At 64.1% G+C, this 18,007-nt stretch carries 20 protein-coding genes; 7 read left to right on the top strand and 13 right to left on the bottom strand.

The features are described 5' to 3' along the window. Positions 1 to 200 precede the first annotated feature (200 nt). Both JG743_RS22230 and JG743_RS22225 read right to left on the bottom strand, forming a co-directional pair. Complete coding sequence (locus JG743_RS22230; protein ID WP_202292884.1) at positions 201 to 563, bottom strand: hypothetical protein; 363 nt, start codon at positions 561 to 563, stop codon at positions 201 to 203. Between the two features lie 379 nt (positions 564 to 942). After that, positions 943 to 1,260, bottom strand: a complete 318-nt coding sequence (locus tag JG743_RS22225; RefSeq protein WP_202292883.1) for a hypothetical protein — start codon at positions 1,258 to 1,260, stop codon at positions 943 to 945. A 163-nt stretch (positions 1,261 to 1,423) separates the two neighbouring features. On the opposite strand from JG743_RS22225, the gene JG743_RS22220 reads away from it, so the two are divergent. Continuing rightward, the gene (locus JG743_RS22220) at positions 1,424 to 2,098 is read left to right on the top strand and encodes a protein-L-isoaspartate(D-aspartate) O-methyltransferase (protein ID WP_202292882.1); all 675 of its coding nucleotides are present in this window, start codon (positions 1,424 to 1,426) and stop codon (positions 2,096 to 2,098) included. Between the two features lie 57 nt (positions 2,099 to 2,155). Here JG743_RS22220 and JG743_RS22215 read toward each other — a convergent pair whose 3' ends face one another. Further along, entirely contained in the window at positions 2,156 to 3,046 is an 891-nt protein-coding gene (locus JG743_RS22215) for a LysR family transcriptional regulator (protein ID WP_202292881.1), read from the bottom strand. Positions 3,047 to 3,293: 247 nt separating this feature from the next. Between JG743_RS22215 and JG743_RS22210 the strand changes: the two genes are divergently transcribed. Both JG743_RS22210 and JG743_RS22205 read left to right on the top strand, forming a co-directional pair. Then, positions 3,294 to 4,178 (top strand): DMT family transporter, encoded by an 885-nt coding sequence (locus JG743_RS22210; protein WP_202302860.1) that lies wholly within the window; start codon positions 3,294 to 3,296, stop codon positions 4,176 to 4,178. Positions 4,179 to 4,261: 83 nt separating this feature from the next. After that, on the top strand, positions 4,262 to 5,017 hold the full coding sequence (locus JG743_RS22205) for a haloacid dehalogenase type II (RefSeq protein WP_202292880.1): 756 nt from the start codon (positions 4,262 to 4,264) through the stop codon (positions 5,015 to 5,017). 201 nt (positions 5,018 to 5,218) lie between these two features. On the opposite strand, the gene JG743_RS22200 is transcribed toward JG743_RS22205, so the two are convergent. The 3 genes from JG743_RS22200 to JG743_RS22190 form a co-directional block, all read right to left on the bottom strand. Beyond that, positions 5,219 to 7,195 (bottom strand): acyltransferase family protein, encoded by a 1,977-nt coding sequence (locus tag JG743_RS22200; protein WP_244672865.1) that lies wholly within the window; start codon positions 7,193 to 7,195, stop codon positions 5,219 to 5,221. 392 nt (positions 7,196 to 7,587) lie between these two features. Further along, positions 7,588 to 8,544, bottom strand: coding sequence for an IS5 family transposase (locus tag JG743_RS22195; protein WP_202292878.1), 957 nt, complete (start codon positions 8,542 to 8,544; stop codon positions 7,588 to 7,590). An 89-nt stretch (positions 8,545 to 8,633) separates the two neighbouring features. Further along, a complete protein-coding gene (locus JG743_RS22190; RefSeq protein ID WP_202292877.1) occupies positions 8,634 to 8,855 on the bottom strand; it encodes an alkylphosphonate utilization protein in 222 nt (73 codons plus the stop codon). Positions 8,856 to 9,032: 177 nt separating this feature from the next. Between JG743_RS22190 and JG743_RS22185 the strand changes: the two genes are divergently transcribed. Both JG743_RS22185 and JG743_RS22180 read left to right on the top strand, forming a co-directional pair. After that, complete coding sequence (locus tag JG743_RS22185) at positions 9,033 to 9,386, top strand: cupin domain-containing protein (RefSeq protein ID WP_202292876.1); 354 nt, start codon at positions 9,033 to 9,035, stop codon at positions 9,384 to 9,386. A 151-nt stretch (positions 9,387 to 9,537) separates the two neighbouring features. Next, on the top strand, positions 9,538 to 11,544 hold the full coding sequence (locus JG743_RS22180; RefSeq protein WP_202302858.1) for an AI-2E family transporter: 2,007 nt from the start codon (positions 9,538 to 9,540) through the stop codon (positions 11,542 to 11,544). Positions 11,545 to 11,628: 84 nt separating this feature from the next. On the opposite strand, the gene JG743_RS22175 is transcribed toward JG743_RS22180, so the two are convergent. Both JG743_RS22175 and JG743_RS22170 read right to left on the bottom strand, forming a co-directional pair. Next, entirely contained in the window at positions 11,629 to 11,862 is a 234-nt protein-coding gene (locus JG743_RS22175) for a hypothetical protein (RefSeq protein WP_202292875.1), read from the bottom strand. Between the two features lie 28 nt (positions 11,863 to 11,890). After that, entirely contained in the window at positions 11,891 to 12,130 is a 240-nt protein-coding gene (locus JG743_RS22170) for a hypothetical protein (RefSeq protein WP_202292874.1), read from the bottom strand. 317 nt (positions 12,131 to 12,447) lie between these two features. Here JG743_RS22170 and JG743_RS22165 point away from each other — a divergent pair, with 317 nt between their 5' ends. After that, the gene (locus tag JG743_RS22165) at positions 12,448 to 13,407 is read left to right on the top strand and encodes a hypothetical protein (protein WP_202292873.1); all 960 of its coding nucleotides are present in this window, start codon (positions 12,448 to 12,450) and stop codon (positions 13,405 to 13,407) included. Positions 13,408 to 13,486: 79 nt separating this feature from the next. Here JG743_RS22165 and JG743_RS22160 read toward each other — a convergent pair whose 3' ends face one another. Continuing rightward, positions 13,487 to 13,672, bottom strand: coding sequence for a hypothetical protein (locus tag JG743_RS22160; RefSeq protein WP_202292872.1), 186 nt, complete (start codon positions 13,670 to 13,672; stop codon positions 13,487 to 13,489). A 116-nt stretch (positions 13,673 to 13,788) separates the two neighbouring features. On the opposite strand from JG743_RS22160, the gene JG743_RS22155 reads away from it, so the two are divergent. After that, positions 13,789 to 14,223: a hypothetical protein gene (locus tag JG743_RS22155; protein WP_202292871.1), complete on the top strand. Its 435-nt coding sequence runs from the start codon at positions 13,789 to 13,791 to the stop codon at positions 14,221 to 14,223. A gap of 380 nt (positions 14,224 to 14,603) precedes the next feature. Here JG743_RS22155 and JG743_RS22150 read toward each other — a convergent pair whose 3' ends face one another. Genes JG743_RS22150 through JG743_RS22135 form a run of 4 tightly spaced genes read right to left on the bottom strand, consistent with a single transcriptional unit; the run spans position 14,604 to position 18,001 of the window. Further along, entirely contained in the window at positions 14,604 to 15,551 is a 948-nt protein-coding gene (locus JG743_RS22150) for a phosphatidate cytidylyltransferase (protein WP_202292870.1), read from the bottom strand. Then, positions 15,551 to 16,219, bottom strand: a complete 669-nt coding sequence (locus JG743_RS22145; protein WP_202292869.1) for a lysophospholipid acyltransferase family protein — start codon at positions 16,217 to 16,219, stop codon at positions 15,551 to 15,553. Before JG743_RS22145 ends, JG743_RS22150 begins: the two co-directional genes overlap by 1 nt. Positions 16,220 to 16,226: 7 nt before the next feature. Continuing rightward, positions 16,227 to 16,661 carry a hypothetical protein gene (locus tag JG743_RS22140; protein WP_202292868.1) on the bottom strand — a complete coding sequence of 145 codons (435 nt, stop codon included), beginning with the start codon at positions 16,659 to 16,661 and terminating at the stop codon, positions 16,227 to 16,229. After that, positions 16,658 to 18,001 (bottom strand): phosphatase PAP2/dual specificity phosphatase family protein, encoded by a 1,344-nt coding sequence (locus tag JG743_RS22135; RefSeq protein ID WP_446720870.1) that lies wholly within the window; start codon positions 17,999 to 18,001, stop codon positions 16,658 to 16,660. The genes JG743_RS22140 and JG743_RS22135 overlap by 4 nt, the downstream gene beginning before the upstream one ends. Positions 18,002 to 18,007 lie beyond the last annotated feature (6 nt).

Genomic DNA, 18,007 nt, shown 5'->3' with positions numbered 1-18,007 from the left:
GGAGAGGTAGATGGCAGGGGTGGCATTTGCAAGGCGCCCGCTGCTTCGTCATCCCAGGGCGGAGCAAGGAGCGAAGCGACGCGCGCTAGGATCCATTGCTGTGACTTTCGAGCGTTGCGGCAATGCGGAATTCTGATCCGCCGCATGTACGACTAGCGTCACGGCATCGATCCTCGGGTCAAGCCCGAGGATGACGAAGGTCAGTAACGGCAAATCCGCACGCGTTCCAGCACCCGGTGGTGATGGTGCCAGTGCCTCACCCACTTCACGTGGCAGTGGCGGTAATGGTGGTGCCGATAGTAGTAGCGGTGCGGATAGCGGACCACGTAACCGGGATAATAGTCATCGTAATAGCGCGGGCCGTAATAGCGCCCGCCATAGTCGTAGAACGGTCCGCCGCCATAGAATGGTCCACCATAGAACGGTCCACCGTAGAACGGACTGAAGCCGCCGAACGGACCGAAAGCGGGACCGAAAAATCCCAATCCGCGCGCATCCGCCGGCGCGACCGTGGCTGCCGCGGAGGCAACGGCGATCACTGAAGCAAGTAGCAGTTTTTTCATGGCAACCTCCTCCTGAAGGCTGATCATCGGCTAAACGCACCGCAGGAGGCCTATGTTCCCGATCGCTAATATTCGCCGGTGTCGATCTGGCCCATGAGGAGGAGATTGCCGCGAAGCAGCGGCAAGGGGGCGTCAATGTTGACCGCCACCGCAAACATGGATGTCAAGCTCGCCGGCAAGCGGGTCCAGCCCGCGCTTCAGCCCAGCCATTTCGGGAGCCGCCCGCCATGCAGAGGCAGGTCGGCACTGCCGCTTCGCTGCGTCAAATCCTTGCCTCCGCCGACCCCCCGGCGCTGAACAGATGATCCGATCGGCCGGGATCTGCAAGCGCGATTCCCCTTCTCCCGCAATGGAAGAAGGGGACGCCGGTATCAACCGCTTACCACCGCCGTTCGCAGATGCGGATCTTCTCGATCACGCGGTGGTGGTGGCGCCAGTGCCTGCGGTACTCGGTCCAGCAATTGCGGTGATGGCGCATGTAGTAGCGCGGACGGTAGCCGTCGTCGTAGACATTGTACCGATAGTGCGGGCGATAGACATAAGGATCGCCATAGTAGGGGCCATAGCCGCCATAATAGTCATCGTCATAGGCGGGGCCGATGCCGATGCCGAACCGCAGGCTGTCAGCACCGGCCGGTCCGATCATGGCCGCCGCAGACGCAACAGCGATGACGGAGGCGAGCAGGAGCTTTTTCATGGCTACCTCCTTTTCAAGGTTGATCCAATAAAACCCCCGAGACGCGCTGCTGTTCCGATAAAAAGTGGTTTGGGTCTGATACGCGGGCCTGCGGGCATCACCGTGACAACACAAACAGGATATAAAGCTATCTGGCAGACTGGTCGTGGAAAGCCCCGCCGTCATGAAACCGATGAACGAAGAGCACCTTACGGTGTTACGCAGGCACATGGTCGAGATGATTGCGATCCTTGCCGACCTTTCAAGCGAGGAAATCGGCAAGGCGACGCTCGACGAGCGCGTGATGGCATCGATGCGGCAGGTTCCCCGGCATCTCTTCGTGCCAGCCTCGGTCGCGCCTTATGCCTACCAGGACATGCCGCTGCCGATCGGCTTCGACAAGACCATTTCACAGCCCTTCATGGTCGCCCTGATGACCGATCTCCTTGCTCCCCGACGCCACGAGTCAGTGCTCGAGATCGGGACTGGTCTCGGCTATCAGACCGCGATCCTCGCGGAACTCGCCGGACAAGTTTGGAGCGTCGAAATCATCGAGGAATTCGCAAGCCAAGCCGAGGCTCTGCTGCAGGGCCTTGGCATCTCCAATGTCGCCATCCGTGTCGGAGACGGGTCTCGCGGCTGGCCCGAGCACGCCCCATTCGATAAGATCCTGGTGAGCGTGGCGGCCGAGCGTACGCCGCCGGCTTTGCTGAATCAGCTCAAGCCGGCGGGACGTTTGGTTCTGCCTTTGGCGTCTGAAGAGGGTCAGTTTCTGACTGTCATCGACAAGGACGCGGCTGGGCAACTCAAGACACGCAAACTCATCCCGGTTCGGTTCAGCCGGCTCGAAACCGTCTGATGAGGTGCGCACGGCTGGCGCGACCGCGCCTTTCCGACCGTTCGCGGCCCGACGCGCTCAGACGGCGATTTGAAGCGCCCCGTAGCGCTTTACTTCAGCCTCGATCTCCCTGACCAAGGTCTCTAGCGCGGGGTTTCGGGGGGTGCGCGCGCGCCTGATCACATAAGCCAGGTCCGGAGGCTTGGGGAATTGGTTGTCGACAATTTCCATTTCGGGCTGCAGGTGCCGCTGACTCAAAAGTGCGACACCGAGTCCCGCGGTCACGCCTGCAATGATTCCGGCTGCGCTGGAACATTCGAACACGGTCTCGAACACCGTACCCTCGTCCTGCCCGACGTCGATGCCCCAGCGCCTGAAAAAGCAGTTTTCATCGAAGGAAAGAAATGGAATCGGCTCCCCCTTCGACAGAACCAGGTCGCGAGATTTCACCCAATGCAGAGTCTCGCGGAACAGGAGGATGTCGGCGGGACGGACCTCGTGCTGGAATACCTGGATGATGGCGGCATCAAGGGCTCCTTGGCTGAGCTGCTCCTGCAATACGAGGCTCATGCGCACTTGCGTGCGGACGCTCACCTCTGGGTAGAGCCGGCGAAACCGGCCAAGAATGCGCGAAAGGTCCGTGCAGGTCGTATCCTCGGTCATTCCTAGCGCGATCTTGCCTTGCAACGTGCTTTTCGACAGGCTCAGGACCGCCTCGTCATGGATGCCCAGAATGCGCCGCGCATAGCCAAGCAGATCCTGTCCGGCCGTGGTGAACATCGGCGCGTTTGCTTTCCGGGCGAGGATTTCGCAGTCGAGGCTCGCTTCCAGTCGCCTGATCTTGTGGCTGACAGCCGACTGCGACAAGCCGAGGATCTCAGCCGCGCGCGTGACGCCGCCGTTCTTCTCGATCGCGACCAGTGCGCGTAAGGCGTCGACATCCAGGCGACGGCTCATCACTCCGGCCATGACAATCCTCGCTCGAACCAAAGCAGCGCGCCAATTTCTGATCCACCGACGCTTTTCAGGCAAGCTGCTATGCTCGTTTTCGTGGCTATTTCATGAACGTATCGAAATTTGTCATGTGCAACATGCGTTGCGTGTCGTCAATAGTCCGCGCCAACATTGGCCGTGATCCGCTTCCGGGCCACGGGCGCCAGACCAAAGAGATCCCGTGACGCTCCTGCACACCAAAACCCATCTCCTCGTGTGGCCAATGATGGCGACGGCCCTGGTCGTAAGCTGGAGTTCTGGCTTCGTCGGCATCCGCTACGCCAGCGAGAATGCCGATGTCATGCTGGTCCTGTTCTGGCGGACCTTGATGTCGGGATTAATCCTTTTGCCATTTGCCCTGCTGATCAGGCCGCGCATAAGCGCCCGTGCCTTGATCCAGCAGATGGTCTTCGGCGTGGCGATGATGTTCCTCTATCTGGGCGGATTCGCGCTTGCCATCGGCCAGCGCGTGCCGACCGGCCTAGTCGCGCTGATTTCCGATCTTGTCCCTCTCGCCATCGCGGCCTTGTCGCAGCCGGTTCTGGGACACCGATTGACACGGAGGCAATGGATCGGAACGGCTCTCGGAGTGACGGGCGTGCTCATCGTCTCGCTGGACAGCCTGACCTTCGGGACGGCTCCGGCCTGGGCATATCTGTTGACCGTCACTTCCATGATGGTTTTGGCGCTGGCGACGGTAGTGCAGAAGCGGATGGGGACGATCAATATGCCCATCCATCAGAGCCTGTGCATTCAATGCCTGACGGCGGCGATCCCATTCGCCGCGTGCGCCGAATGGAATGGCGGGCTGATGCCGCCCCTCGATGCCCGTTTCGGCTTCGGCATCGCATGGCTGGTGCTGTTTTCGACCTTCTTCTGCTACAGCACCTATTATCTGAGCCTGCGCCTCTACTCGGCCTCGCAGGTCAGCAGTGTGATCTATCTCAGCCCACCGGTGACGATGCTCTGGGGCTGGTCGATGTTCGGCGAGCCGCTTTCGACGGCGATGTTCGTTGGCCTTGCGGTGACACTGTTTGGTGTCTGGTTCACATCGTCGCGCAGCGCAGCGTGGAAGGACCTGGAGCTCAGTCAGCAGCACATCGGATAATCAGTCGAACACGGCTCGTACGATGCACCGATCGCGATCTATTCCAGCGTCGATTCAATCATGGACATCAAGGAGGTAAACCCATGAAGCTCACAGATTTCAAAGCCCTGACCTTCGACTGCTACGGTACCCTGATAGATTGGGAATCCGGCATGATCGACGGCCTGAAGCCGCTGACCGAACGGGCTGCCCGCAACTTGAGCCGTAACGACATTCTGGAGGCGCATGCCCGGCACGAATCCAGTCAGCAGAAATGGACTCCGGGGAAACGCTACCGCGACCTTCTGTCGATCGTTTACAAGCGACTGGCGGAGGAATGGGGTGTCGTCGTCACCCGCGAGGATTGTGTGGCGTATGGCGAAAGCGTCAAGGATTGGCCGGCTTTTGCCGACTCCGCCGAAGCCCTGCGGTATCTCAAGAAGCACTACAAGCTGATCATCCTCTCCAACGTCGACAACGAGAGCTTTTCGTTCAGCAACAAGAAGCTCGGCGTGGATTTCGATGCGATCTACACGGCGGAAGATATCGGTTCCTACAAGCCTTCCGACCGGAACTTCGACTATATGCTCGAAAAGCTCGGGACAATCGGGCTCGAGAAGCGACAGATCCTGCATACGGCGGAAAGCATGTTCCACGATCACGCTCCCGCCAACCGCTTCGGTCTCACATCGTGCTGGATCTATCGCCGGCATGCCGATCAGGGCTTCGGCGCCACCATGAACCCCGGCGACATGCCGACGGTGGATTTCCGCTTCGACAGCATGAGCGACCTCGTGAAGGCGCACGCTGAAGAATTGCGGGTGGCCGACATGAGAGCCGCCAGGCCGCCTGTCGCCTGACAGCACGCGTCGGCCGAACCGATCTCTCGTGATTCGCCAGATATTGGTGAACGAAGGCGATCGCCACGCTGCCTTCGTCGCTGCTCGTTCGAGCGTCTATTGGCGTTCCATCAGAAATGCCGTCGGTCTGCGCATGAGTACCGCAGCTCCGGCAAGCGCCGCTGGCAACTGAAAGACCGCAATAGGCAAGGCTCTCGCCCCCTAGCTCCCCATCTCCCGCAGCACCGTCTTTTCCACCACCGGCTCTAGCGATTCCGCGAAGGGGGTCGCGAGGTGATGGCGGTCGCGGAAGGCGAGCTTACCGTTGATGAAGACGTGGCAGGTGGTCTGGTCGCAGAACTGGCTGGTGAGGTCGACATAGAAGGCGCCTGGCACGCTTTGCACGATGTCGCGCTCCACTGCGGCCATGCCGTCATTGGCGGCATAGGCGCGCGTCTGGTCGCAGAGCGATGGCGTCTCGCCGCGCCAAAGCGCGCGCGCCACACAGGTGTCGACATGCTCGTCGTTGAACGGCACGTCGCGGATGAAGGCGACCTTGAGTCCGGCCTTGCTGAAGGTCTCCAGCGTCGAGCGCAGGCCGACCTTCCAGTCGGCGTCCTGGCTTTCCGGCTCGTCCATGCCCTCCGACATCTTGCGCGAGCTGCTCAGCGCGATCTCCGAGATCACCACCAGCGCCGGCCGCATGGCGATGATCTCCCTGATCGACTGCTCGCGCCATTCGTCGCATTCGGTGTAGTCGCGCTTCAGCTTCGTCGCCCAGATCGTCAGCCTGGAGGCCCGGCAGGACGATTTGAGCCAGGTCACCACCCGGTAGTCCTTCTTCTCGGCCGCCTCGATCAACGGCGTCGACCAATGGTCGGCATGCGAATCGCCAAACAGCGCGATCGTGCGCGGCGCGTCCTTGGCGCCGAACACGCAGGGTTTCGGCGTCACCGTCTCGTAGTCGAGCACGCAGCCGTTCCTGGCGCGCGCGGTGGAGGGGCGCGCCGCGCTTTCGGCGATGACGCGCTGCTCGGGGTCGAGGTCGTGCACGGCCAGCCGCGCATTGGCGTAGGCGGCGACGACGCCGGTGCCGGTCAGGAGGACGGCCGGCACCAGCGCCCGCGCCGCATTGGCCATAAGCCAGCCATTGCGGCGTATCGGGTTCTCGATGAACAGGTAGGTGAAGGCCGACAGCGCCAGCGTCAGCGCCAGGCAGAACAGGCGCTGCGCGGTGGAGAGATCGGCGGTGAGCATGCCGGCATAGACGATGACCGGCCAGTGCCAGAGGTAGAGCGAGTAGGAAAGCTTGCCGACCCACTGCAAGGGCGGCAGCGCCAGGACGGCACTGAGGCCATTCCTGGCGCCGGCCGCTCCCGCCAGCAGCATGAGGACGGTGCCGGCCACCGGCACCAAAGCCAGCAGGCCGGGGAAGGGGGCGTCCTCGCTGAAGGAAAGATAGGCGATGGCAATCAGCGCCAGGCCCGCCGAGGCCATCGCGGCGCTCAGGCCGCGGCGCTCCCGCAAGGCCGCTGCCGGCACCAGCGTCGCCAGTCCGCCGGCGGCAAACTCCCAGGCGCGCAACGGCGAGAAATAGAAGGCCCAGGGCTGGGCTACGGTGGTCAGCCAGGCACAGACGGCGAAGGAGACAAGGCCGGCAAGCCCGATCACCAGGATCACCGCCCGCTTGCCCGGCCTCAGCCATGCCGCAAGCATCAGCAGCGCCGGCCAGGCGAGGTAGAACTGCTCCTCGACCGACAGCGACCAGAAATGGATGAACGGATTGTTGGCGGCGTCGGACGCGAAATAGTCGAACGACCAGCGGATCAGCCACAGATTGATCATGTAGGCCGAGGCGAACATGGCGCCCTTGGAATAGAGCGACTGCTCCTCCGGCGACAGGATGAAGGCGCCGGCGACCAGCGTGGCGAGAATGACGAACAGCGCGGCCGGAAGCAGCCGGCGCGCGCGCCGCGCATAGAAGCGCCAAAGGTCGAGCCGTCCGGTCTCGCTGATCTCGTTCACGAGATGGCGGGTGATCAGATAGCCCGAGATGACGAAGAAGATGTCGACGCCGGCAAAGCCGCCCGGGAGCGCCGTGAGCCCAAAATGGAAGGCGATCACGCCGGCCACCGCCAGCCCGCGCAAGCCTTCGATGTCGGGTCGGAATGCGGCCGAGGCCGGGAATTGTGCTGTCAATACGACGCCTCGTCTGGTCGTTGGCAGCCCACCCAGGGGCAGACTCGACCCTGAGCGTCGATATCGCAATGCAACATATTTAACGCAGTGCAACATAAGTGGAGGGGGCGCCCTGCCTTTCCCCTCGTGGGAGAGGTCGGATTGCCCCGATTTGTCCTTCACAAATCGGCGGGCAATCCGGGTGAGGGGAAGGCTGGCGCCAAGCTGGAGCACCCCTCATCCGTCCGAGCTGCGCTCGGCCACCTTCTCCCACAAGGGGCCTGTTGCGTAGTTATCGGGGAGAGGCTTGCGGAGCGATTTCGCCGTTGGCTTTCGCTTTGCTTCTGGGATTGGGCTTCTGGTTGGGGGTTTAAGGGTGGTGGTCCGGCCCTTTGGCCGGTCGCTAGGCGCACCTATCCCGTGATGGCGGCCCATCGGCGCATGTTGAAGGCGATCGCCGCCATCGTCACCTGACCAGCAGCCTTGGCCAGTCCGACATAACGGATCGTGGTCAGCCTCATGCGGTTTTTGAGCGTGGCGAAGGTGGTCTCCACCGCCGCTCGCCGTCTGGCGATCAGACGATTGTAATGCTTGAGCCGCGCCGGCAGCGCATGATGCTTGTTGGGGCGGCGCGCAATGCGCACCTTCTTGCCCTCAGCCTTGAGCCGGGCACGGCGGGCATGGGTGTCATAGGCGGCATCCGCCCACACCGTCTTCTCGTCGCCGCAGATCAAGCGATCGGCCGGCACTGTGTCGTTGACGTTGGCCGGTGTAGTGATCACCGTGCGGATCAGGCCCGATCCCTCATCCACCCCGACATGAGCCTTGTAGCCGAAGGTGAGGCCGCCCTTGCCCTTGCGTGCGGTTATGCGAGCGTCTGCGTCCTTCGACACCCGCTCCGGCGTCGGCGGCGCCGAGACGGCATCGATCAGCGTGGCATCCAGCATCGTGCCACGCTTCAGGATCACACCGGCTTTCTCCAGCTGTCGGTCCAGTTCGCCAAACAGCTTCTCCATCAACCCTTCGCCGACAAGCAGATTGCGAAAGCGTGACAGCACCGTGTGATCGGGGATGCTCTCCTCAAGACCAAGCCCGACAAAGCGGCGGAACGACAACCGGTCGCCCAGCGCTTCCTCCAGTTCGCGATCCGACAGCCCATAGAGCGATTGCAGCAGCAGCGCCTTGAACAGCACCAGCGGCGGCCAGGCCGCGCGTCCCGGCCCGCCATCGCGCAGCGCGCCAAGCAGCTTCTCGAAGCGGTACCACTTCACCAGACCAGACAGCCGATCGAGTGGCGAAGAGCCACCTGGAAGCTTGCTGCCAAGAAACGCTTCCGCCAAGCTCAACTGACCTGTCTGCTTCACCGCCATTGCGACTCTCCCCGGCTTCCGCCCTCAGAGAATCACAACCAGCCAATTACGCAACAGGCCCACAAGGGGAGAAGGTAAGGCCCGCCCAATCACGCCTTCTTCAAGAACTCGGTTTTCAGCACCAGGCCCTTGACCTGCTTGGTGTTGCACTCGATCTCGCCGGGATTGCCGGTGAGGCGGATGTTCTTGACCAGCGTGCCGCGCTTGATCGTCTCCGATGTGCCCTTGACCTTCAGATCCTTGATCAGGGTGACGGAATCGCCCTCGCGGAGCTCTGTGCCATTGCTGTCTCTTACGATCGTCTCTGTCATGGCCGGTCTTTCATCGGGTGGAATAGGGAGCTTTTGACCCGGCCTATCCCGCCGATGGCGGCATGGTCAAGCGGGCCGGCAGATATCGGAACCACACACCCCAGCCGCGTTGCCCGGCCCCCGCGCATCGGCTATGCACCGCCAGCCACTGCCGGCTGAGTTCAAACGGAGCCCACCATGACCGACCAGACCATTCTCAAATTCGGCGCCGTCGACAATGCCGAGGCCGGCGACCTGCCGGGCTGGGTGGTGGTCGAGGGCAGGCCGACGATGAAGACCGCAGTCCAGCACACCACCGCCGACGGCAAGGTGATGTCGGGCACCTGGCAGGCGACGCCGGGGACCTACCACGCCACCTACACCGACTACGAATTCGTGCACATGATCGCCGGCCGCATCGTCATCACCCCCGACGGCGGAACGCCGGTCGAGGTCGGCCCGGGCGATGCCTTCGTTGTCGAAGCCGACTTCAAGGGAACCTGGAAGATCGTCGAGCCGGTGACCAAGCATTTCGTCGTCAGGGTGGGCTGAGGCGGCCCGCCGCCAGGCACACGGAGAGATCTGCAGCTTCGCCGCCGCCCCACCGGAACCGGGCGATGGGCGAGCGCGTTGCCTGCCGGCTAAATATGGCCGATCATGGCCTTTGGCAGGGCGGAGGCATCAGGTGAATCGTCGGAACGGCATGCGGGCATCGGAGCCGGGACTGGCCAGTCTCCTCGCGGCATCGAGGGGCCATCCGCGCACGGTCCTGCCCACGGTCGCCACTGTGGTGACGACGGTCGCCGCGCTCTATTTTGGCCGCGAGGTTTTCCTGCCGATCGCTATCGCGCTGCTGCTCACCTTCGCCATAGCGCCGGTCGTCGCCTCGCTCAAGCGCGCCGGGATCCCCCGCCTTCCCGCCGTCATTGCCAGCGTGCTCGGCGCCTTCGCCGCCCTTGCCCTGTTCTCCTTCGTCGTCGCCACGCAGGTCAGCGATCTCGCCCAGAACATCCCCGTCTATCAGATCAACATCCTGACCAAGATCCGCTCGCTGAAGGAAAGCGGCCTCGGCGGCGGCATCATCGCCAGGCTGAGCGGGGTGATCGAGCGCGTCGGCCAGGAGATCGAGCGCCAGGAGCCGCAACTGCCATCGGCGACCGAGGCGCCGAAGCGCGATCCGATCCCGGTCGAGATCGTCGCGCATGAAAAGCCGCTACAGGTGCTGCAGAACCTGATCGCGCCGCTGCTCAGCCCGCTCGCCTCGGCCGGCCTGGTCATCGTCGTGGTCATATTCATGCTGATGGAGCGGGAGGATCTGCGCGACCGCTTCATCCGCCTCGTCGGCTATGGCGATCTCCACCGCACCACGCAGGCGCTGCAGGATGCCGGCAAGCGGGTTGGCCAGTATCTTTTGATGCAGTTGGTGGTCAACATCGTCTATGCCGTGCCGATCACCATCGGTCTTTGGGTGCTGGGTATCCCCAATGCGCTGTTGTGGGGGATGCTGGCGCTGGCGCTGCGCTTCGTCCCCTATATCGGCCCGATCATCGGCGCGCTGTTGCCGCTGTTCCTGGCGCTGGCCGTGGCGCCCGGCTGGGCGCTGCTCTTGTGGACGGCGGCCCTGTTCATCGTGATGGAGCTGATCACCGGCAATGTGATCGAACCCTGGCTCTACGGCTCGCGCACCGGCCTCTCGCCACTCGCCATCATCGTCGCGGCGATCTTCTGGACATGGCTGTGGGGTCCCCTTGGCCTGGTCCTGTCGACGCCGCTCACCGTCTGCCTGGTCGTGCTCGGCCGCCATGTGCCGCAATTCGAGTTCCTCGACGTGCTGTTCGGCAACGAGCCGGTGCTGGAGCCCCATGCCCGGCTTTACCAGCGACTCTTGGCCGGCGACCCCGACGAGGCGACCGACCACGCCGAGGAATTCCTGGAAGACAAATATCTGTTCGAGTTCTACGACAAGGTGGCTATCCCCGCTTTGCTGCTCGGCGAGCACGATCGCATGCGCGGCGTGCTGGACGATGAGCAGCGGCGCCTGGTGGCCGGCAGCGCCGAGATCCTGGTGGCGAACCTCGACGACAGCGCCCAGCAGGAAGCCGAAGAGGAAGAGGTCGAGCCGGAAGCCGCCGGATCGGGCGATGACAAGGCCGGCGAACGCAAGGCGTCCGAGCGAAAGGCCGGCGAGGACAAGGAGACCGAGGAGGCCGAAGAGGTGAACCTGCCGGATGGGACCGGCATTGCGGTTCTATGCGCCGGCGGGCGCGGCGAACTCGACGATGCCGCCGCTGCCATGCTGGCGCAGGTGCTGGAAGTGCAGGGCGCCGCGGTGACGAAGGCGGGCTTCACCGATATCGAGCCCGACGGTGTGCGCCATCTCGAACTCGACGGGCTCGACACGGTCGTCATCGGCTTCCTCAACCGGGACTCCGTCAAGCATGCACGCTTTCTGGTGCGCAGGCTGAAGCGCCGCAGGCCGAAGCTCAGGGTCGGCATCGTCTTCTGGTCGGAAACCGGCAACAGCGACAAGCAGGCCGCCACCGCCGAGGCCGGCGACCTCAATGCCGATTTCGTCGCCTATGGCATGGTCGACGCCGTCACCGGCGCGCTGTCGAGCGCACCGCCGGTGGCCCTCAAGCTCGCCGCCAAGCGCCGCCCGCGCCGCGCCCGGCCTGCCGCCAGGAAAGTGCCGGCGGCGGCTGCCGGCTGACGGCGCCTTCGGCCATGTGCGTGCGCCGGTTCTCTGCCGACAGCGGTCCCTCGCGCCCCTCCGTCGTGCCGACCCGGTCGTCGCCTACTGGAAATTGAGATACAGCGCCGGCGGGTACTGCGACCCGTCGGTGGCCGGCGCCTTTGCCTCCGCGGCAGGCCTTATCCCGCCTGTCGATGTGTTGTCGAGCGGCGGCCGGATTTCCTCGACCTTGGCGGCGTTGTCCTGGTTCGCCGGAACTTTCTTCTTGGCCTCCACGGCCTGCGCGAACACAAGCATGAAGAGGAGCGCGGACAGCGCGGCTAGAACGACTTTCATGACGGATTCCTTCCTTGGTTCCACGGCCTCATTGCTTGAAACCGGACTCGTCGAGCAGCGCGACCTGCTTGCCGTCGATGTAGAAGCGGATCGCGTGTGCCGCGTTGTCGATGTCGATGCGCGTCGGCTGCGCGGCCTGCGCCGCTGGGCCTTTGACATATTTCGACGCAGAGTCACCGGTCGGCGCGTATCGGAAGAGCAGCGCCAATGCGATGCATCCGGCGGTAAATACAATGAAGGTCAGCTTGGAGGAGGCGTTCGAGGTCATCTGGTCGTTCCTTCAGGTTGAGTGGCATTACGGTTCGGTTGCTCCAGGCTCCCTGAGCCTGGCTTCGCCGTTGCTTGGTTGAAGCGTGTCACTGCTCTGCGAAGGAAGACGTGCCCAGCCCACATTCCGTGTGTTGTCCTGACGGTCTGCCCCTTGCCCGCGGCGAGCTTAGCGCCGGCCGGTCAACCGAGAAGGCAGCACGTGCGGAATGCCGTGGAATTCTTTGGAATTCCTGGAATATTAGCTTGTGGAAAAGTACAATGGGAGGATGCGCCAGGGCATGTTATGGCTGACGGCGGGCAGCAAGGGGCAGCGGCATGGCACAGCATATCGCGCAGAAATTGCGCCTGACGTCAGCCCTGCTGGGAACCGTCACCCGCAAGGAGCTGGCGGCGGCGTTCCGGGCCGTCAATCCGAAGACCGCGTTCGATCTCGGCCGCGCCGACAAATGGCTGCAGGGCCGCGCCCAACCACGTGAGCACAGCGTCTATGACGATTGGGCGAAGCTGCTCCGCCTGGAGCACCCGGGCGCCTGGATCGCCGACTGCGACCTGCCGGATTTCACCGCCACCATCTCGGACCGTCACGGCGTCGACAGAGCGGAGCTCGAACGCCGCGCCAGCACTCAGTTCGAGACTGCGTTCACTCATGAGGAGCGCAGCCAGGCCAACGCGCTCGCCGGGATCTACGCATGCTATTCGCGCGCCTGGTCGCCCTACTATCGCGGCCAGTTCATCAAGGGCATCCTGTCGATCGAGCCAGGGCCGGGCCTGCATGGCCTGACCGCGACCTATCGCGAGTCCTTGCCGACCGGCCAGTTGGTGCTTGGCGGCCCGGTCACGCCGGCCAAGCGCGCCCTTTACGTGCATCTGAAGGAAGTCGGCGGCGATGCCCAGTTCTTCATCAGCCTGTTCCCGCAGTCGCAGCCGGGCAGCGTGCTTGGCGGCTATATGTGCGGCACCGCCATCATCGGCCCGGAGGCGCAGCCGTCGCTGACACGGATCCTCATCGTGCGTCTGCGCGCTCCGGTGCCGGGCGCCGCCTCGTGGGGCGGATACCTGCTGCCCGATCAGTCGATATCGGGGGATCTGGCATCGCTCGGCATCACCATCGAGCAGCCGGAGCAGGTCGACCGGCAGCTCACGCGCTTCCTCGTCGGCGGCAGCGATGGCGGCGTCCACCAAATCCCGCCGACCGAGTTCCGCGCCATCCTTGACGTCTTCGACCGGCACTGGCTGCGGCATTCGGGGCAGGGTTCAGTGGCCCTTGATGGGTGAAGGCGCGGCGCCTCAGCTGCGATCTCCCTCACGCCGACCAGAAATGCCTGTCCGTGCGGAAGAAGCCGCGCCGAGTCTTTCAGTCTTCCTTCAAATCTTCGGCTTCGTCCTTGAGCTTGGTCCAGTCGGCACCATGCTTGCGCAACAAGGCGCGCGCCTGTTTCGGCGAGACGTCGGTAATTTCCGTCAGGTGCTCCACCTCGAGCTCTTGCCCTTTCACCACGCGGCTCGCCTCCTCGTTTCCTTTCTTTTTCTTGGTGGCCATCTCTGTGTCCTTCTCTTGCATCATCGGATGAACGAGGACTGAGAAGTGTTGGTTCCGGTTCGCGCATTTGTCGCTTGCCGGCTCGAGGTCACAATTGGTCGAGGCGGCGGTTGTTTGTGGCAGCGCTGCAGCTCTCGGACGCGGCTGGTGCGAAGAATCTCTTCAGCGTCGCGAACAAGCTATCGCCCGTGGCACGATCGCGGAGGATGCCACAACCCTCGGCGCAGTTAACCATCGCCTCGATTGTCATCGAACCAACAGTGCGCCTTTCCCGTTTCGAGGCCATGCAGGATCATGGAAAGGCAAGATTCCGCTGTCGTCCAGAACCTTCGGGAAACTGGATGGTGTGGGATGAGTTTGAAAACGCTCCTGGTAGCTTGGGAGGCCGCTCACTGGTGGGTCGCACCTGGCAGCGCGCCAAAGTGGCCTGCGATCTGCTGGTGCGCATTTATGACAACCGACTGGATGCTCGATCGCTTGGCAAGCCGCATGCTCACCCGGTGGATCGTGTCGACGAGCTCATCTCTTCCATCCGCAGGGCACGCGACTAGGCGCTTGGGCGGCCGCCAGGTCTAACCAACGGTATCGGGGCGATGCACCGCCAGCCGGCGCCCGAAAGGGCGCGTGGTTGGTTCATCGGACCGTCATGAAACTGCGGCAAGTTAGGCGGGGCAGTTCCCAACCTCCAAGAGCCATCTCGCCGGTCACGCCGGGCGAGCTTTTTGCTTGTCGTTACCATAGGGCCGCTGCCCGGCCCCGGCACGAAACCAAATCGTCGACCGCGCGTTTCTAACCCAGCGAGGTTCTCTCGCTATCGACACCAAATCTGCCCGCCGGCTGCACACCGGCGGGCTCTTCTTTGCAGCGGCCGCCACCTGAATGGGATCGGCTGGTGTCGGACGCCGCTTGCGGTCGCAAGCTGAACGCGGCCTCACGCCGACCAGAAATAGCGCACTGTGTGGAAGAACACCGGGGCGGCGAAGACCAGGCTGTCGGCGCGGTCCATCATGCCGCCATGGCCCTCGATCAGATGGCCCCAGTCCTTCACGCCCTGGTCGCGCTTGATGGCCGAGGCGACGAGGCCGCCAAGAAAGCCCATCAGGCAGGCAACGAGGGCCACCGCTGCCGCCTGCAGCGGCGAGAACGGCGTCAGGAACGACAACAGCGCGCCGAGCAGGCTCGACGCCGCGAGCCCGCCGACCAGCCCTTCCCAGGTCTTTGACGGCGATACGGTCGGCGACAGGAGGTGTTTTCCAAACAGCTTGCCGAAGATGTATTGCAGCACGTCGCTGCCCTGCACGGTGATGATCAGGAATGCGATCAGGAGCAGGTTGCGCCCCTCGAAGCCTGGCACGTTGAGCGTCAGCAGCGCCGGCACGTGGCTGACGAAGTAGACCGAGATCATGATCGCCCATTGCTGCGCCGAGACGCGCTCGAGGAAGCGCTCGGTGTCGCCGTTGAGCGCGGTGATCGCCGGCATCAGCAGGAAGCAGTAGACCGGGATGAAGATGGTGAAGAGCCCGTACCACGCCGTCCACACCAGCCAGTACTGGAACGGGATGATGATGCCGAACATGCCGAGCAGAACCCAATGGTCGCTGCGTCGGCTGTGCGTCAGCGTCACGAACTCGCGCAGCGCCGCGAACGAGATCAGCGCGAACAGGATGGTCATGCCGGTGCGGCCGAAGAAGAAGGCGACGGTGATCGCCACCACCATCACCCACCAGGCGTTGATGCGCTGGGTGAGGTTTACGAGCGTCGGCGACAGCGGCTTCGGCGCCCGCCACGACAGGATGCCGGCGGTAAGGCTGGCCGTCGACAGCACGGCCACCAGCCCGACGACCAGGATCAAGGTTTCATGTATCGGCGGCAATGGCATCAATCGTCTCGGTCAGGGCGGGGGTTGAGCGCGAGCAGCGTCTGGCGGGCGCGTTCGAGGAAGGCGCGCCGTTCCTCGCCGGGGGTGATGGTGACAGCCGGGCCGAAGACGACGCGGCACAGAAGCGGCACCGGCAGGAACTGGCCCTTGGGCAGGACCCGCGACATGTTCTCGATCCAGCACGGGATGAGCTCGACCTCCGGCCGCGCCATCGACAGATTGTAGAGGCCGGAACGGAACGGCAGCAGCGGCTCGTCCGTGGTGTTGCGGGTGCCCTCGGGAAACAGGATCAGCGAATGACCCTGGTCGAGCACTGACAGCATGATCGAGATCGGGTTCTGTGACTCCTCGGTCCACTGCCTGTGGATCAGCACCGAGGACAGCATGTCCTCGGCGATGTAGCGGCGCAGCCGCGACTTGCCCCAATATTCGGCCGCCGCAACCGCATGGGTGCGGGCGCGCACCTTCTCGCTGAGGCAGGCCGAGAGCAGTATGAAGTCGCCATGGCTGGCATGGTTGGCGAAATAGATGCGCTGCCGCTCCGACGGCTGGCTACCGTTCCAGATCGGCCGGACACCAGTCACCACCCAGGCCAGCGCCGACAGGCCGACCGAGGTGATGGTCTGCAGGAGGGTGAAGGAGTTGGCGCGGATGTGGAGTTTTGTCATCGGGGTCTCAGAGATACGCCGCCACGAGTGAAGCCGCCGTGAACAGAGCGAAGGCAAGGCGCTGCCTCATGAGCAGCCGCCGCGTGCCCGATATGCGCTGGTCGAGCGGACGGGTGGCGGGCGGCTTGGGCTTCAGCCGCATGCGGGCGAGCAATTCATCGACCGCGGCGCCGCCCGAAGCCTCGCTGTCATGGCTTGCCATCAGCCGGAACAGCAGCGCATCGAACAACAGGAGCGCGGAGAAGGCGAGGGTGGCGAGGGCTCCCACCGCCGCCACCAGCCAGGCTGCCGCCGACAGCGCAGTCGCTTGCGGTCCGGTGACCAGGCCGATTACGGGTGCTGCAAGCACGCAAGCCGAGACCAGCAGCGGCGGCCACACCGCCTGCACCATCAGCCCGGCGGCGAAGGCGCCGGCTCTGTCCTGATAGCTATTGCTGCTCATGCCGCTTCGTCCGCCCCAGCGTGAATGTGTACCGGACGGCCGGAGGCGGCGAGCAATTTCCGCGCCTGCGCTTGTGTGTGCGAGCGGCCGGTGCCGACCAGCCATTCGGCGGCGACCGTGGCGCTGCGCTGGAAGCCGAGCGCGCAGCAGATCAACACCGTCCCCTTGCGGCGAGCCGTCTCGACCGCCGGTACCGCTTCGGCAAGTTTCGCTCCGGACGGCGGCAAGAGATCAAGCACGGCGAGGCTGATCCAGCGGCAGGATGCGCCGCCCGGCCTTTCCAGTTCGGCGGCAAGGTCGATCACCGTGCCGAAGCCATTGGCCTCGGCCGCGGTCGGGAAGCGGCCGAGGAACACGCCGTCGGCGACCGGTACCGTTGGCGATAGCTTGCGCGTCCATGCCCACAGATTGACCTTGGCGCCGATGCGGTAGGGCCAGAACAACAGGCGGCTGGCCAGCGAGACGCTGCCGTCCGCCGCCTTCTGGAACACCTTGGCGCCGGCTCCGGCATAGCCGAAGGCGACGATGGCGAGCGCCAGCGCTGGCCAGAGCAGGGCAAGCGCAACCGCCGAGACGAGGGCGCCGCCGGCCGCGGCCGCCAGCAACAGCGCGGCGCCCAGCGCATAGAACAAGGCTAGCCGCCGCGCTGTGCTGTCGGTGGCCAGTCGGAAGCCGGCGAAGGGCAACTCGCCCTCGCGCGGAAACAGCCACAGCGCGAACAGGCCGAGCAATGCGCCGGTCGGGATGTCGATGAAATGGTGCTGCCATGTCGTCAGCACCGAGGCGCCGATCAGGAAGCACCAGGCGTGCCAGGCGATCCCGACGATGCCGGTCAGCCGGTGCCGCCAGTGATCCCAGATGATCACCAGGAGCGCGATGTGCAGCGACGGCGCCTGGTTGAACGGCTTGTCGAAACCGCCGAGCACCGCGAACAGGAAGCCCGGCAGGCCCGTTGTCTCCGGCCGCACGAAGGTCGCCCTGAGCGGGAACAGGATAAAGCAGGTCACCGCCACCGCTTGCGCCGTGAGGTAGCGGCCGGCGAGGCGGTTTACGCCGCCCTTGGTGTCGTTGAGCAGCAGCGACAGGCCGTAGAACAGGTTGATTGACCAGTAGGGCACGATCGTCCAGGCCATGAACGGGATGTCGCGCTCCCAGGCAAAGACTATGCTGCCGACATCGTCGCGGCGCGAGGCCAGCCAGTTGGCGAAGCCGTAGGTGGAGTAGAACAGCGGCGCGAGCAGCGCCAGCCACAGCGCTGCCCTGAGCAGGATGGCGCCGAAGGCGTCCTTCGGCCGCTCGGTCGCGACGGGGGCTGGGAGAGGATCTGTGGCGGCGGGCACGGCTTC

It is taken from the genome of Mesorhizobium sp. 131-2-1, from assembly GCF_016756535.1.
Classification (GTDB): domain Bacteria; phylum Pseudomonadota; class Alphaproteobacteria; order Rhizobiales; family Rhizobiaceae; genus Mesorhizobium.
The sequence above is the reverse complement of the archived record's forward strand: the minus strand, read 5'-3'. Positions and strand labels throughout refer to the sequence as shown.

Bases quoted from the DNA above. Each gene is read 5' to 3' on its own strand.
- JG743_RS22145 (WP_202292869.1), bottom strand. From the start codon at position 16,219: ATGACAAAACTCCACATCCGCGCCAACTCCTTCACCCTCCTGCAGACC.
- JG743_RS22150 (WP_202292870.1), bottom strand. From the start codon at position 15,551: ATGCCATTGCCGCCGATACATGAAACCTTGATCCTGGTCGTCGGGCTG.
- JG743_RS22185 (WP_202292876.1), top strand. From the start codon at position 9,033: ATGACCGACCAGACCATTCTCAAATTCGGCGCCGTCGACAATGCCGAG.
- JG743_RS22160 (WP_202292872.1), bottom strand. From the start codon at position 13,672: ATGGCCACCAAGAAAAAGAAAGGAAACGAGGAGGCGAGCCGCGTGGTG.
- JG743_RS22180 (WP_202302858.1), top strand. From the start codon at position 9,538: ATGCGGGCATCGGAGCCGGGACTGGCCAGTCTCCTCGCGGCATCGAGG.
- JG743_RS22165 (WP_202292873.1), top strand. From the start codon at position 12,448: ATGGCACAGCATATCGCGCAGAAATTGCGCCTGACGTCAGCCCTGCTG.
- JG743_RS22205 (WP_202292880.1), top strand. From the start codon at position 4,262: ATGAAGCTCACAGATTTCAAAGCCCTGACCTTCGACTGCTACGGTACC.
- JG743_RS22230 (WP_202292884.1), bottom strand. From the start codon at position 563: ATGAAAAAACTGCTACTTGCTTCAGTGATCGCCGTTGCCTCCGCGGCA.
- JG743_RS22195 (WP_202292878.1), bottom strand. From the start codon at position 8,544: ATGGCGGTGAAGCAGACAGGTCAGTTGAGCTTGGCGGAAGCGTTTCTT.
- JG743_RS22215 (WP_202292881.1), bottom strand. From the start codon at position 3,046: ATGGCCGGAGTGATGAGCCGTCGCCTGGATGTCGACGCCTTACGCGCA.
- JG743_RS22175 (WP_202292875.1), bottom strand. From the start codon at position 11,862: ATGAAAGTCGTTCTAGCCGCGCTGTCCGCGCTCCTCTTCATGCTTGTG.
- JG743_RS22210 (WP_202302860.1), top strand. From the start codon at position 3,294: ATGATGGCGACGGCCCTGGTCGTAAGCTGGAGTTCTGGCTTCGTCGGC.
- JG743_RS22220 (WP_202292882.1), top strand. From the start codon at position 1,424: ATGAAACCGATGAACGAAGAGCACCTTACGGTGTTACGCAGGCACATG.
- JG743_RS22225 (WP_202292883.1), bottom strand. From the start codon at position 1,260: ATGAAAAAGCTCCTGCTCGCCTCCGTCATCGCTGTTGCGTCTGCGGCG.
- JG743_RS22170 (WP_202292874.1), bottom strand. From the start codon at position 12,130: ATGACCTCGAACGCCTCCTCCAAGCTGACCTTCATTGTATTTACCGCC.
- JG743_RS22190 (WP_202292877.1), bottom strand. From the start codon at position 8,855: ATGACAGAGACGATCGTAAGAGACAGCAATGGCACAGAGCTCCGCGAG.
- JG743_RS22140 (WP_202292868.1), bottom strand. From the start codon at position 16,661: ATGAGCAGCAATAGCTATCAGGACAGAGCCGGCGCCTTCGCCGCCGGG.